The 12454-nt window shown below is 63.9% G+C and carries 15 protein-coding genes; 9 read left to right on the plus strand and 6 right to left on the minus strand.

Translation table 11 applies throughout. From position 1 onward, the window contains the following. Nucleotides 1–9 precede the first annotated feature (9 nt). From RX331_RS20080 to RX331_RS20100, 5 genes are all read left to right on the plus strand, one after another. Nucleotides 10–1230 carry an MFS transporter gene (locus RX331_RS20080; protein ID WP_317251649.1) on the plus strand — a complete coding sequence of 407 codons (1221 nt, stop codon included), beginning with the start codon at nt 10–12 and terminating at the stop codon, nt 1228–1230. A 161-nt stretch (nt 1231–1391) separates the two neighbouring features. Then, entirely contained in the window at nt 1392–2435 is a 1044-nt protein-coding gene (locus RX331_RS20085; RefSeq protein WP_317251650.1) for a PrsW family glutamic-type intramembrane protease, read from the plus strand. Between the two features lie 117 nt (nt 2436–2552). Then, the gene (locus RX331_RS20090; RefSeq protein ID WP_317251652.1) at nt 2553–3137 is read left to right on the plus strand and encodes an HdeD family acid-resistance protein; all 585 of its coding nucleotides are present in this window, start codon (nt 2553–2555) and stop codon (nt 3135–3137) included. A 219-nt stretch (nt 3138–3356) separates the two neighbouring features. Continuing rightward, complete coding sequence (locus RX331_RS20095; RefSeq protein ID WP_317251653.1) at nt 3357–4445, plus strand: 3-deoxy-7-phosphoheptulonate synthase; 1089 nt, start codon at nt 3357–3359, stop codon at nt 4443–4445. Between the two features lie 288 nt (nt 4446–4733). Then, nucleotides 4734–5063, plus strand: coding sequence for a hypothetical protein (locus tag RX331_RS20100; RefSeq protein WP_317251654.1), 330 nt, complete (start codon nt 4734–4736; stop codon nt 5061–5063). Between the two features lie 35 nt (nt 5064–5098). Here RX331_RS20100 and RX331_RS20105 read toward each other — a convergent pair whose 3' ends face one another. Together RX331_RS20105 and RX331_RS20110 are read right to left on the minus strand one after the other, a co-directional pair. Next, nucleotides 5099–5476, minus strand: a complete 378-nt coding sequence (locus RX331_RS20105) for a Plug domain-containing protein (protein WP_317251655.1) — start codon at nt 5474–5476, stop codon at nt 5099–5101. Between the two features lie 94 nt (nt 5477–5570). Further along, nucleotides 5571–6407, minus strand: coding sequence for a helix-turn-helix transcriptional regulator (locus RX331_RS20110; RefSeq protein ID WP_317251656.1), 837 nt, complete (start codon nt 6405–6407; stop codon nt 5571–5573). Between the two features lie 99 nt (nt 6408–6506). Between RX331_RS20110 and RX331_RS20115 the strand changes: the two genes are divergently transcribed. After that, nucleotides 6507–7409 (plus strand): SDR family oxidoreductase, encoded by a 903-nt coding sequence (locus RX331_RS20115; RefSeq protein WP_317251657.1) that lies wholly within the window; start codon nt 6507–6509, stop codon nt 7407–7409. A 142-nt stretch (nt 7410–7551) separates the two neighbouring features. Then, the gene (locus RX331_RS20120; protein ID WP_317258190.1) at nt 7552–8742 is read left to right on the plus strand and encodes an MFS transporter; all 1191 of its coding nucleotides are present in this window, start codon (nt 7552–7554) and stop codon (nt 8740–8742) included. A 51-nt stretch (nt 8743–8793) separates the two neighbouring features. Here RX331_RS20120 and RX331_RS20125 read toward each other — a convergent pair whose 3' ends face one another. The 4 genes from RX331_RS20125 to epmA are packed head-to-tail and all read right to left on the minus strand — an operon-like array spanning nt 8794 to nt 11436. Then, the gene (locus RX331_RS20125; RefSeq protein WP_283027854.1) at nt 8794–9054 is read right to left on the minus strand and encodes a hypothetical protein; all 261 of its coding nucleotides are present in this window, start codon (nt 9052–9054) and stop codon (nt 8794–8796) included. A 28-nt stretch (nt 9055–9082) separates the two neighbouring features. Continuing rightward, a complete protein-coding gene (locus tag RX331_RS20130; protein ID WP_317251658.1) occupies nt 9083–9289 on the minus strand; it encodes a hypothetical protein in 207 nt (68 codons plus the stop codon). A 6-nt stretch (nt 9290–9295) separates the two neighbouring features. Beyond that, the gene (locus RX331_RS20135; RefSeq protein WP_317251659.1) at nt 9296–10387 is read right to left on the minus strand and encodes a lysine-2,3-aminomutase-like protein; all 1092 of its coding nucleotides are present in this window, start codon (nt 10385–10387) and stop codon (nt 9296–9298) included. Continuing rightward, nucleotides 10384–11436 carry an EF-P lysine aminoacylase EpmA gene (epmA, locus tag RX331_RS20140; protein ID WP_317251660.1) on the minus strand — a complete coding sequence of 351 codons (1053 nt, stop codon included), beginning with the start codon at nt 11434–11436 and terminating at the stop codon, nt 10384–10386. Before epmA ends, RX331_RS20135 begins: the two co-directional genes overlap by 4 nt. 203 nt (nt 11437–11639) lie before the next feature. On the opposite strand from epmA, the gene RX331_RS20145 reads away from it, so the two are divergent. Continuing rightward, the gene (locus RX331_RS20145) at nt 11640–11870 is read left to right on the plus strand and encodes a hypothetical protein (RefSeq protein WP_317251661.1); all 231 of its coding nucleotides are present in this window, start codon (nt 11640–11642) and stop codon (nt 11868–11870) included. After that, nucleotides 11867–12433 (plus strand): elongation factor P, encoded by a 567-nt coding sequence (gene efp, locus RX331_RS20150; RefSeq protein ID WP_317251662.1) that lies wholly within the window; start codon nt 11867–11869, stop codon nt 12431–12433. The genes RX331_RS20145 and efp overlap by 4 nt, the downstream gene beginning before the upstream one ends. The last annotated feature ends 21 nt before the right edge of the window (nt 12434–12454 follow it).

Below are 12454 nucleotides of genomic sequence, written 5' to 3' on the forward strand. Positions count from 1 at the left end.
AGAAGCGACATGGCCGCTAATATCGGGCCGGTCCGTTCCGGCCAGGGCATTCCACCAGGCGTATGGGTGCTCGGTTTCGTCTCGATGCTGATGGACATCTCGTCGGAGATGATCCACGCCCTGCTGCCGATCTACCTGGTTTCCGTGCTTGGCGCGTCGATGGTGACGGTCGGCGTCATCGAGGGCATCGCCGAGGCGACCGCCTCGATCACCAAGATATTCTCCGGCGCGCTTTCGGACTGGCTCGGTAAGCGCAAATGGCTGGCGGCCATGGGCTACGGCCTTGCCGCCTTCACCAAGCCGGTCTTTCCGCTGGCGCCGACGATCGGCTGGCTGGTGGCTGCGCGTTTCGTCGACCGCGTCGGCAAGGGCATTCGCGGCGCGCCGCGCGACGCGCTGATAGCTGATATCGCGCCGGCCGATCTGCGCGGCGCCAGCTTCGGGCTGCGGCAATCGCTCGACACGGTCGGTGCCTTCGTCGGTCCGCTGCTCGCGATCGCCCTGATGTGGTGGACCGCAGACAACTTCAAGACGGTGTTCTGGTTCGCGGTGATTCCCGCCTTCCTGGCCCTGGCGCTGATCGTCTTCGCCGTCCGCGAGCCGGAACGGCCGGAGGCACTCCGCGCTGTGCGTAATCCGATCAGCCTGGTCGAGATCCGAAATCTCGGCGCCGCCTATTGGTGGGTGGTGGCGGTGGCGAGCGTGTTCACGCTGGCGCGCTTCAGCGAGGCATTCCTCATCCTGCGCGCGCAGAATGTCGGGCTGCCGATTGCCCTGACGCCTGCCGTCTTGGTCGGCATGAACGTCGTCTATGCGCTCGCGGCCTATCCGGCCGGCGTGATCTCCGACCGCATCAGCCGCACGGGCGTGCTGGCGGGCGGCATTCTGTTGCTGGTTGCCGCCGATATCGTGCTGGCCATACTGCCGTCGCTCAGTGGCGTTGCGCTCGGCGTCGTGTTCTGGGGGCTGCATATGGGGCTGACGCAGGGATTGCTGGCCGCCCTCGTCGCCGACACGGCGCCGGCGGAATTGCGCGGCACAGCCTTCGGATTTTTCAATCTGCTCGGCGGGGTGGCCATGCTCGCGGCCAGCGTCATTGCGGGCGCGCTGTGGGACAGCGCCGGACCGCAAGCAACATTCCTGGCAGGCGCCGGCTTCGCGGCGATCGCGCTGGCGGGATTGCTGATGGTCAATGGCAAGATCGCCAATTCCAGGCCGCTGCCTGATTGAACAAGCGTGAAGCCGTTGACCGGACCCGCGCGGCGCCCGAAATGTTGATGGCAGACGGCGTGACGTTCAAAACCCGCCTGATGACAAGGAGTCGCGTTTGACATCCTTGCAAACGGCTGAAGATACGGCCAATTTCGCGAATTGAGGTAAAGTTCCGCAAGATGTTGTTGCTTCAGGCCCTCCCCACATCGATCGGCGTTGCCGCGATCGCGCCGGCGTTACTGCTGCTGTGGCTCGTCATCGCCGCCGACGAGCGGCCCGGACCGCCGGGGCGGGTCTGGCTCGCCTTCATCCTGGGGGCCGCCAGCATCTCGCTGCTGGGCATCGCGCGGGCCCCGTTTGCCGCGATCCTTGCGGTGCCGGGAAACCCATGGATGACGCAGGGCCTGCGCTCGGTGTTCGGGGTTGCCGCGCCGGAAGAGATCGTGAAGGTCCTCGTCATCGTCCTGGTCGCCGCCTCGGTGCGCCGCCGCACCTTTGCCGACCCGATGGATACCGTGGTCTATGGCGCAGCCGCCGGCCTCGGTTTCGCCGCTTACGAAAACCTCGCCTATCTCGTTCAGCACTCCGACATGTGGCGCTCGCTTGCGGCGCTGCGCAGCGTGCTGACGGTGCCGTTTCACGGCGCGCTCGGCATCATCGCCGGCGCCTATATCGCGATCGCACGCGCCGGCACGGCGCTCGGCGCACACCGCCATCACCGCGACTGGGCGCGGATATCGAGCTGGGCGCTGGCGCTGTTCGCACCGATCGCGCTCCATGCGGCCTTCGATTTTCCGCTATTGACCCTGCAGAAGCATGGCGAACTCGGTCCCAACGCGCGACTGCTGCTGGGCGCAGCGAGCCTGCTGATCGGCTTCAGCTCGATCGGATTTGCGATCCGCCTGGTACGGCGCGTCGGCCGCCATCATGCGCCGCGCACCGAGATTGCGCGTGAGCGGCTGAGCCAGTTGCGGCGGATGTGGGCGCTCTTGCTCGTTGGCAGCGGCGCCGGCTTCGCCGGCGCGGCTTTCGTGCTGACCTCGCTGCATCACTGGTTCGTCAATCCCGAGCGTAACGCCTCGCTGCTTCTCATTCCGCTCGGCATGAGCTCCATTCTGATCGGCCTCGCGCTGTTGCTGGCAACCTCGGCGGTTTATGTATTCGGCCGCAACCGCATCAGAACCTCTGGGGACGGATTCTCCTCCGCGCCCGAGCCAGGCTGAACGTCATCCGTCCGTCGTTGATATCGCTCAAAAAGGCCGGCGAACAATTTTCACCTGCAGGCTGCGCACGGGCTATATTGGATACGCGATCGGCGCGGCAGGCATCGGGAGCTTCCAATGACCCTTCCCCAGGATAATCCGCCAGACTTCAGCAAACTGCAGACTCAAATGAACGCCGCGGTGAAGGCGCACTGGAAGGCCTTTCTGTTCGAAGGCATTGTGCTCGCCGTGCTCGGGCTGGCTGCCATGATCGTTCCGCCGCTGGCCAGCCTTGCCGTCACCATCTTCCTCGGCTGGATGTTTCTGATCAGCGGCGTCGCCGGGCTGTTCGCGACCTACTGGGCGCGCCAGATGCCGGGCTTCTGGTGGTCGCTTTTTTCAGCGGCGCTCGCCGTTCTCGCCGGCGGAATTTTGCTGGCACGGCCGGTGCAAGGCATCCTCACGCTCACCATCGTGGTCGGCGCTTATTTTCTCGCCGAAGGCGTCGTCACCATCATGTATGCGCTGGAGCATCGCCGCGAATTGTCGGAGCGTTGGTCCTGGCTGCTGATCTCAGGCGTGATGGACCTGTTGATCGCCTTCATCATCATCTCGGGGCTACCGGGATCGGCGGAATGGGCGATTGGCCTCCTGGTCGGGATCAATCTCGTGCTCGGCGGCGCGTCGCTGGTCGGGGTGGCGCTCGCGGCGCGCAAGACCTGAGGTCGCCGATTATGGGGGTGACAAGTCGGCGGGGCTACGCTATAGAGCCCGCCATGATCACCTTCGCCGCCAGCAACTTTTGGTATTTTAGCTACGACAGCTCGCTGGCGGTGGGAGGATCGCGCTCAATCTGATGAATTGAAGCACCAAGTCCAAACAGCCGCCAAACCTGGCGGCTTTTTTATTGGCCGGCAGGTTTCCTAACCAGGAGCCAGAGCCGTGTTGAGCACCACCGACGACCTTCGAATTAGTGAACTGAAAGAACTGAGCACGCCGCAGGAGGTGATGGGCGAGATACCCCGCACCTTGACCGCGACGCGGGTGGTGATGGCAGGGCGCAACGCCATCCACGCCATCCTGAACGGCACCGACGACCGCCTGCTGGTCGTCGTAGGCCCCTGTTCGGTCCACGATCCCGCCGCGGCCGTCGACTACGCCGAGCGCCTCGCCGCCCTGCGCGAACAGCTCGCCGACCGCCTTGAGATCGCGATGCGCGTCTATTTCGAGAAGCCGCGCACGACGGTCGGCTGGAAGGGGCTGATCAACGACCCCAATCTCGACGGCTCTTTCGACATCAACAAGGGCCTGAGACTCGCCCGCAACGTGCTGTCGGCGGTAAACAATCTCGGCCTGCCGGCCGGCACTGAATTCCTCGACATGACGACGCCGCAATACATCGCCGACCTGATGGCCTGGGCGGCGATCGGCGCGCGCACCACCGAGAGCCAGATCCATCGCGAGCTCGCATCCGGTCTGTCCTGCCCGGTCGGCTTCAAGAACGGCACCGACGGCAATGTCCGCATCGCGGCAGACGCCGTGAAGTCAGCCTCGCATCCGCATCATTTCATGGCGGTGACCAAGGGCGGCCGCTCGGCGATCGCCGCAACCACCGGTAACGAGGATTGCCACATCATCCTGCGCGGCGGCAACAAGCCGAACTATGATCGGGAAAGCGTCGATGCGGCGTGCCAAGAGCTGGTTCGCGCCGGCGTCGCGCCGCGCATCATGATCGACACCAGTCACGCCAACAGCTCCAAGAAGCCGGAGAACCAGCCGCTGGTCGCCGCCGACATCGCCCGGCAGATCGCGGCCGGCGAGCAGCGCATCATCGGCGTGATGATCGAAAGCAATCTGGTGGCCGGCCGCCAGGATGTGGTGCCGGGCAAGAAGCTCACCTATGGCCAGAGCATCACCGACGGTTGCATCGACTGGGAAACGACGGTGTCGGTGTTGAATGGGCTGGCCGATGCGGTGAAGACGCGACGAAGCGCGCAGTCACACAAGTTTCGAGAGGAGCGTTCGGCATAAAGCCACACGCGCATAACGGCGAAGCAGGGCACGCAGGCGGCGCGCGCCCTGCTTCAGCTAAAAGAATGGCAACCACGGCCGGAAGAATGGACGCATCATCCGGCACTCCTCCTCCAAACGGCTGACTTCACCGACGAACCCGCGGCATAGGCTTTGCAAGAGGCGACCGGCCTGTGGGATATGTCACATGAAGAAATTGCACTTCGAATTATACGTTCCCGCAGCGGACCGGCCCTTCGTGGTCCGGGCAATTCGAACAGATATTTCAGCATCTTTTGGAGCAGCGCGATGATTAACTCGGTCGGTCGATTGTTGTTGGCGGGGCTTCTGCTTGCGCCAATTTCAGCATTTGCCGCTGATCGGGCCAATGTTCAGTTCTGTTGGGCGATGGGAAAGTTCGACCACACGATCTACTTTGCCGAAGTTGAGAATCGCGAGGATCGGCAGGCGAGCTTCGACGCGCTGCTCGAGATTTCCGGCATCGATCATAACGCGGTCAATTGCACAACGTCAGACCAGGCAACGCATGTTGTGACGCGTGCGCGATTGATGAAGGACTGGCGGGACTCCGAGTTCGAAATCGTGAATACGACATTTCTGTCGGATCTTGACTATTAACATCGCGACGCTGCAGGCCGCAGGCGCGAGCCGCGCTATCTTCCAATCGTCACGCCGGCGACGGAGCCCAGCGCGCCCCGAACACTCGTGGCGTTCATGTCGTCGAGCACTTGCCGCGTGAGAACGGTGGTCTGCCCGGGAATGTTGAGGATCGGTTCGCTCGCCCACGGCGATGAAAGCCGATTGGCCTTGTAAGGCGCCGCCGGATCGACATAGCGATCGCGGGTGGCAACCGGCATCCGGGCGATATTGTGCTTCAGCCGCGATGCACGCAACGTCGTCTCACTGGACCGCGTGGAATTGGCGGCGCCCTGCGCCGGCGCATGGTGCGGCTGTGCGGAAGCGACAGCCAATGCGCCGTCGCAAACAAAGACGGCGATCATCGCAATCATTCGCAACGGGGCAATGGGCATGCGGCCTCCCGATCAACAATCGGCTGACCCAGTATATGTCCGATGTTGCCGCGCGGCCATGCAATGTACCAACTTGTGATCGGGGACGGACCGTTCACGTTGCCACCGGTTGCGAGGCTACGAGCGAGCGAATACGCTCGGCATCGGAAGCCGTCGCCGGATTGTAGACGATCATGCTGAGGTCGGGCCGGCCGTCGACGGCAAAGGCGGAATATTCCATCATGATCGGGCCGAGGATCGGATGCCGCAGGCGCTTGATGCCCTCGCCATGCACATGCACGTTGTTATCGCGCCATAGCGCTTCAAACTCCGGACTGCGCCGGCAAAGTTCATCCACGAGTTCGCCGACCTCGGATACGGCGCCGGCGCGCGCCGCGTCGACCCTGAATGCGCCGACCACGAAGCGGGCGATGCTTTCCCAGTCGTACTGCGCGGCGCGAACCCGCGGATCGCAAAAGATGAGGCGAAGGATGTTGCGTTCGCCCGGAGGCAGCGTGCCGTAGTCGGTCAGCACAACGGCAGCCGCACGATTCCACGCCAGGACGTCCCAGGTCGCGGTCTTGATGATGGCGGGACTGACCTCGAATGCGTCGAGCAGGCGCTGCAAACGGGGCGTGACGCCCTCAGCCGCCTTGTAGCGGACTTCGGGCGGGCGCCCGAGCCCGAGCAGGAACACATGCTCGCGCTCGATGTCGGTCAGCATCAGCGCGCCGGCGATCCTGTTCAACACATCGGCCGAAGGCGCGCCGCCCCGGCCCTGCTCCAGCCACGTGTACCAGGTCGGGCTGATATTGGCGCGCTGGGCAACCTCCTCGCGGCGCAGCCCCGGCGTCCGTCTTCGCCCAACTGCAAAACCGAACGCCGCCGGATCGAGCCTGGTGCGGCGGTCCTTCAGGTAATCCCCGAGCAGATTGTTCGTAGCTTCGGCCATCCGATCCTGTTGGTTACTATACCATGATAACGTCACTACTTTAACATGATGAGAGTCTGGCCGATATCGGTCTCCGAACAATAATCGGAGACCTCTCTCATGCGAATTTTCGTCACCGGGGCGACCGGTTTTGTCGGCTCCGCCATCGTGCGCGAACTCATCACGTCGGGCCACGCCGTGCTGGGTCTCGCCCGCTCCGATCGCGGCGCCGAGACGCTTGCTGCCATTGGTGCTGACATCCATCGCGGATCGCTGGAGGATCTGAACAGTCTGCGCGACGGGGCGGGCCAGGCTGACGCCGTGATCCATACGGCGTTCAACCACGACTTCTCCAGGTTCGCGGAGAACTGCGCCGCGGACAGGCGCGCGATCGAAGCGATGGGCGCCACCCTGGAGGGCTCCGACCGGCAGATGCTCGTTAGCTCCGGATTCGGATCGCTGGCACCGGGACGGATCGCGACCGAAGCCGACCGGCCGGCTCCGAGTTCGCCGCGCGCGTCCGAAGCAGCAGCCGCTGCGCTCGCGGCCCGCGGCGTGCGCGCGACAGCGGTGCGTCTGGCGCCATCGACCCATGGCCTTGGCGATCATGGCTTTGTCCCGCATTTGATCAGTGTGGCGCGCGCAAAGGGCGTCTCGGCCTATGTCGGCGATGGCCAGAACCGCTGGCCTGCCGTGCACCGGCTCGATGCCGCCCGCCTCTATCGGATGGCGCTCGAAGAGGGCGTCGAGAGCGGTCCCTATCACGCGGTCGACGAGGAGGGTGTTCCGTTCAAAGCGATTGCGGACGTGATCGGCCGCAGGCTCGGCGTGCCCGTCGTGTCGAAAACCCCTGACGAGGCCGCCGCGCATTTCGGCTGGTTTGTCAGAATGGCGAGCATGGATATGCCGGCCTCGAGCGCGCGGACACGTTCGGCGCTGTCGTGGCAACCGGAGCAGCCGGGGCTGCTCGCCGACCTCGATCAGCCCGGCTATTTCGGTCCGACGCGGGCGCTTGCGTCTTGAGCGGCCGGCAACAAGCGTGTATCGGCGCGAGCGGCGTCCGGATGCCGCGTCGGCATCCGGGCAGGTCAAGTTTTGCCCAGGTGATCGATTGAGTTCAAAACCTTCGACGAACCCCGTGGCTGCGTCGAGTTCGTTTGCAGCCATGAAGTCAGTGCCCTATCGCGCCCAGTTCTCAGCTTACGTGCTGGCCATGATGGCTGACAATGTCGAGCATGTGATCAGCTATTGGGTGGTGTTCCAGAAATTCCATTCGCCGGCGCTTGCGGGGTTTGCGGTGCTGTCGCACTGGCTGCCCTTCCTGTTTTTCTCTGTCGCCGTCGGCGGCCTCGCCGACCGCTACGATCCGCGCCGCATCATCCAGTGCGGCATGCTGCTGTTCATGGTGGCGTCCGCCGGATGGGGAGTCTTCTTCCTCACCGACACGCTTCAGATGTGGCACGCGATGCTGCTTCTGGTGATTCACGGCTGCGCCGGCGTGCTGTGGCAGACGCCGAACCAGTTGCTGCTCTATGACATCGTCGGCCCCGCCGATCTGCCGAGCGCGGTGCGGCTGAATGCGATGGCGCGCTATCTCGGCATTTTGGTCGGACCGGCGATGGGCGGCATTATCATGCTGGCACTCGGCCCATCCCATGGCATCATCGTCAACACGCTGTTCTATTTGCCGATGCTGCTCTGGCTGTTCTGGGCGCCCGCCCGCGACAAGAGCCAGGCGGTGAAGCGCTTCGCCGTCCGCGGCCTTGCCGACATCGTGCAGACTATCCGCGACATCGCCACGCAGCGTGTGCTGACCTCGATGACGCTGCTCGCCGGTCTGACCTCCTTCATGATCGGCAACGCCTATCATGCCCAGATGCCGGGCTTCGCCGGCGACCTCGGGCACGGCGATCCCGGCGTGTCCTACAGCGTGCTGCTGGCTGCCGACGCCGCCGGCGCGGTCCTTGCCGCCATCGCACTGGAAGCATGGGGGCGCCTCAGGCCAACTCCGCGGACAGCAATCGCGCTCGCCATTCTCTGGGCGCTGTCCCTGCTCGCCTTTGCATCGTCACGCATCTACGCGGTTACGATCGCGCTGCTGTTCGCCGCCGGATTCTTCGAACTGTCGTTCAACACGATGGCGCAGGCTTTGGTCCAGATCAACGCCCCCGCCGACAGCCGCGGCCGCGTCGTCGGCCTGTTCAACATGGCCGGGCTCGGCATGCGGGCGTTCAGCGGCATCACCGTCGGCCTCGCGGGAGCCGCGATCGGCATTCACTGGTCGCTTGGCCTGTCGGCCGCGACGCTCCTTGTCTGTCTGGCTGTGCTTTATGGCCGTACGGCAAGGCCCGGTTAATGCCGGACGGTGGCGAGCGCAGCGCTCGCCGCCGTGTTTCACATCTCGTCGTCAGCAGCCGCGGCAGATGCTCTTGATCTTGCGATCGAGCGCGGCGTTTTCCTTGCTCAACGCATCGTTCGGGTCGTTGTACTGGTTCTTGCCGTCATTGGGCAGGTCGCTCGGACGCGGCTGGCGATGACCGACCGGCGCCTGTATTGCCCCGCCGCCACCGCCGCCGGAATTCTTCGAAACGGACGACGACCCCTGCGCGAGCACATCCGCGCCGCCGATCAGAACCGTCAGCGCTATCGAAAGGATTGTGGTTCGCATGTCGGTTCTCCCGTCTTCCTGTCTGTTGCTACCGCGCCGGCACGTCGATTATCGCACAGTTCCGGCGTCCCTGGGCGGCGCAGTCCTGCGCCTTTCGTACATCGGCCATGGTGCCAAGCAGCCAGATTCCGGCCGCCACCAGCACCACGAAGAAACCGAGCAATACCGCATTTTCAATTCCGCGATGGCGCTCGTCTTCCGGCGGCTCCCGCTTCTCGTCGCCGTCGTCCGTCATCGCTGGTTACGGCTTTGGCGGATAGAGGTGAACGTCACCGCAGTAGTCGACGATACGATACTGCGCTTCCGAGGATAGATCACATTCCCTGGAACTTGTATGCGACAAATAATTCGGTCCGATCGGCGCCTTGCCGTGACCGCCGGGAATGTCGAGCACATATTCCGGCTGGCACAGGCCCGAGACGCGGCCCCGCAAGTGACGCATCAGTTCCTGCCCCTCAGCGATGCCAGTGCGCAGATGCGCAGTCCCCGGCGCGAGGTCACCATGGTGCAGATAATAGGGTTTGATTCGATTTTCGACAAAAGCCCGCATCAAGGCTTCCAGCGTCGCGGCATCGTCGTTGACGCCGCGCAGCAGCACCGTCTGGCTCACCAGCGGAATGCCGGCGTCTGCCAGCCGCGCGCAGGCGCTGCGCGCCTCACCGGAAAATTCGCGCGGATGATTGGCATGAACGGCAATCCAGGTGGTTACGCCGCGGGTGCGCAGCGCCCCGATCATGTCGCCGTCGATTCGCGCCGGCGCCACCACCGGCACGCGGGTGTGAAGCCGTACGATCTTGACATGATCGATGTCGGCGAGGTCGGCCACGATCTCGGACAGCCGACGCGGCGACAGCATCAGCGGATCGCCGCCGGTCAGGATGACTTCCCAGATTTCGGTGTGCGCGCGGATATAGTCCAGCGCGCCCTGATAGGCGGCTTCCGACAGCGCGGTCGCCTTGCCCGGCCCGACCATCTCGCGGCGGAAGCAGAACCGGCAATAGACCGCGCAGACATGCACCAGCTTGAACAGCACGCGGTCGGGATAGCGGTGCACGATGCCGGGAAATGGCGAATGCGCATCGTCGCCGATCGGATCGGCATTCTCGCCAGGCGCTTCCTTAAGCTCCAGCGCGCTCGGAATGAACTGCCGCGCGATCGGATCATTGGGGTTTTCCGTGTCGATCAGGCCGGCGATGTCAGGCGTCACGGCGATCGCATAGCGCGCGGCGACCCGTTCGAGATCGGCGAGATCGGCAGGCTTCGTCAGCCCGCGCGCGACGAGATCGGCGGGCTGTCGCAGCGTTGCCAGAAGTTTCGGATCGATCCTGTTCATCTCTCTCCTGCCGGCGGCGTCCATACCACCTGGTCGACCCGCAGCGCACCGCTTGCCAGCATCACCAGCCGGTCGAAACCGAGGGCAACGCCGCTGGATAGCGGCATCGCGGCGACTGCGGCAAGAAAATCCTCATCCAGCGGATAACGCTCGCCATAGCGCCGTTCCTTCTCGTCCATCGAACCGGCGAAACGGCGGCGCTGCTCGACGGCGTCAGTCAGTTCGCCAAAGCCATTGGCGAGCTCGACGCCGCAGGCATAGACCTCGAAACGTTCGGCAACGCGAGAATCGCCCGCTTTCGCCCGCGCCAACGCGGCCTCCGGCGCCGGATATTCGAACAGGACCGTCAAACGCCCCTGCCCCAGATTTGGTTCGACATGCTCGACCAGCACCTTGCTGAAAATATCCGACCAGGTGTCGTCGGCGGCGACCCGCACCCGCTTGGCGGCCGCAGCCGCCAGCGCTTCCCGATCACCCTCGCCATCCGCGATGGTGACAAGCAAATCGATTCCGGCAAAGCGCTCGAATGCCTGCGCCACCGTCAGGAGTTCCGGTTCGGCGAAGGGATCGGCCGTTCTGCCGCGGAACGCGAATTGGCCGATGCCGGTGGCCTGCGCCGCATGGGCGATCACGACAATGGTGTCGGCCATGATGGCGTCATAGGGCGCATTGGCACGATACCACTCCAGCATCGTGAACTCGGGCAGATGCAGATCGCCGCGCTCGCGGTCGCGAAACACCCGCGCGAATTCGAATATCTTGGTTTCACCGGCAGCGAGTAGCTTCTTGGCAGCAAATTCCGGCGAGGTGCGCAAATAGCGCACCGCACGGCTGCCGTCATTGCCTGTCATTTCGGTGCGCGGCGCATGCAGATGCGTTTCGTTGCCTGGCGATACCTGAAGCACGCCGGTCTCGACCTCAGTAAAACCCTGCTCGTCAAACCAGGCCCGCAGCGCGCGGGTGATCGCGTTCCGCGCGAGCAAGAACGGTTTGCGGTCCGCGTGCCGCGCGGCCGACCACCATGGCGACGGCTGGTCGGTTTCAGCCATCAGCGATCCTCGCCCAGCCTCCGCGGAGCATCTTCCGCAGCGTCTGAGAGGGTATTCAAGAAATCGAAAAACGCCATTGAAATTGTTGGACTTTCCCTATTGCGCAAGCGGCAGCGACCTCCAGCGCCGCATCCCGCCCTTCATGGCGAAACCGCCCCAGCTTGTCCATTCCGCTTGAGCAAGCGATGCCAAAGCGCTGAACCTTGCGGCGCATCGAACACAATGCCAAGGCTCAAACGGCGCGATCCGGCCAGCCGGTAAAACCGGCGAATCAGGGCCGTTCCGGCCTCAAGCAGACCTGCCGAAATGGCCCTAAAACACTGGCATCGACGGGCAAAATCAGTATGTTGCAGCCCGAAACTGCCTCGACGGCCGAAGGACGCTTATGTCCCGATTTGGCCGCAGGCCCGAAAATTCAGGAAAACAAGCTTTGAAAGTCATCGCCAGTTCTATTCGCAAGGGCAACGTCATCGAGCAGGACGGCAGGCTCTATGTCGTCCTGTCAGCCGAAAACATCCATCCCGGCAAGGGAACTCCGGTCAGCCAGATCGAAATGCGCCGCATCGGCGACGGCGTGAAGGTGTCGGAACGCTACAAGACCACCGACCAGGTCGAGAAGGCGACCGTCGAGGACCGCAACTTCAACTATCTCTACGAGGATGGCGACGGCTTCCACTTCATGAACGCCGAAACCTACGACCAGGTGCAGGTGTCCAAGGAGATCGTCGGCTCGGCCGCGCCTTACCTGCAGGAAAACATGACCGTGAAGCTGTCGATGCACGACCTGAACCCGGTCGCGATCCAGCTCCCGCAGCGCGCGACGCTGGAAGTTGTGGAGACCGAGCCGGTCACCAAGGGCCAGACCGCGTCTTCCTCCTACAAGCCTGCTATCCTCTCCAACGGTGTTCGCACGGCGGTACCGCCGCACATCGGCACCGGAACACGTATCGTGGTCATGACTGAGGATGGCTCCTACGTCGAGCGCGCGAAGGATTAAGACCGCGCCTTAGAATACGGG

This window comes from Bradyrhizobium sp. BWA-3-5 (assembly GCF_032917985.1).
GTDB lineage: Bacteria > Pseudomonadota > Alphaproteobacteria > Rhizobiales > Xanthobacteraceae > Bradyrhizobium.

Bases quoted from the DNA above. Each gene is read 5' to 3' on its own strand.
- RX331_RS20080 (WP_317251649.1), top strand. From the start codon at position 10: ATGGCCGCTAATATCGGGCCGGTCCGTTCCGGCCAGGGCATTCCACCA.
- epmA (WP_317251660.1), bottom strand. From the start codon at position 11,436: ATGGCTGAAACCGACCAGCCGTCGCCATGGTGGTCGGCCGCGCGGCAC.
- RX331_RS20090 (WP_317251652.1), top strand. From the start codon at position 2,553: ATGACCCTTCCCCAGGATAATCCGCCAGACTTCAGCAAACTGCAGACT.
- RX331_RS20100 (WP_317251654.1), top strand. From the start codon at position 4,734: ATGATTAACTCGGTCGGTCGATTGTTGTTGGCGGGGCTTCTGCTTGCG.
- RX331_RS20120 (WP_317258190.1), top strand. From the start codon at position 7,552: ATGAAGTCAGTGCCCTATCGCGCCCAGTTCTCAGCTTACGTGCTGGCC.
- RX331_RS20105 (WP_317251655.1), bottom strand. From the start codon at position 5,476: ATGCCCATTGCCCCGTTGCGAATGATTGCGATGATCGCCGTCTTTGTT.
- RX331_RS20110 (WP_317251656.1), bottom strand. From the start codon at position 6,407: ATGGCCGAAGCTACGAACAATCTGCTCGGGGATTACCTGAAGGACCGC.
- RX331_RS20085 (WP_317251650.1), top strand. From the start codon at position 1,392: ATGTTGTTGCTTCAGGCCCTCCCCACATCGATCGGCGTTGCCGCGATC.
- RX331_RS20115 (WP_317251657.1), top strand. From the start codon at position 6,507: ATGCGAATTTTCGTCACCGGGGCGACCGGTTTTGTCGGCTCCGCCATC.
- RX331_RS20130 (WP_317251658.1), bottom strand. From the start codon at position 9,289: ATGACGGACGACGGCGACGAGAAGCGGGAGCCGCCGGAAGACGAGCGC.
- RX331_RS20135 (WP_317251659.1), bottom strand. From the start codon at position 10,387: ATGAACAGGATCGATCCGAAACTTCTGGCAACGCTGCGACAGCCCGCC.
- RX331_RS20125 (WP_283027854.1), bottom strand. From the start codon at position 9,054: ATGCGAACCACAATCCTTTCGATAGCGCTGACGGTTCTGATCGGCGGC.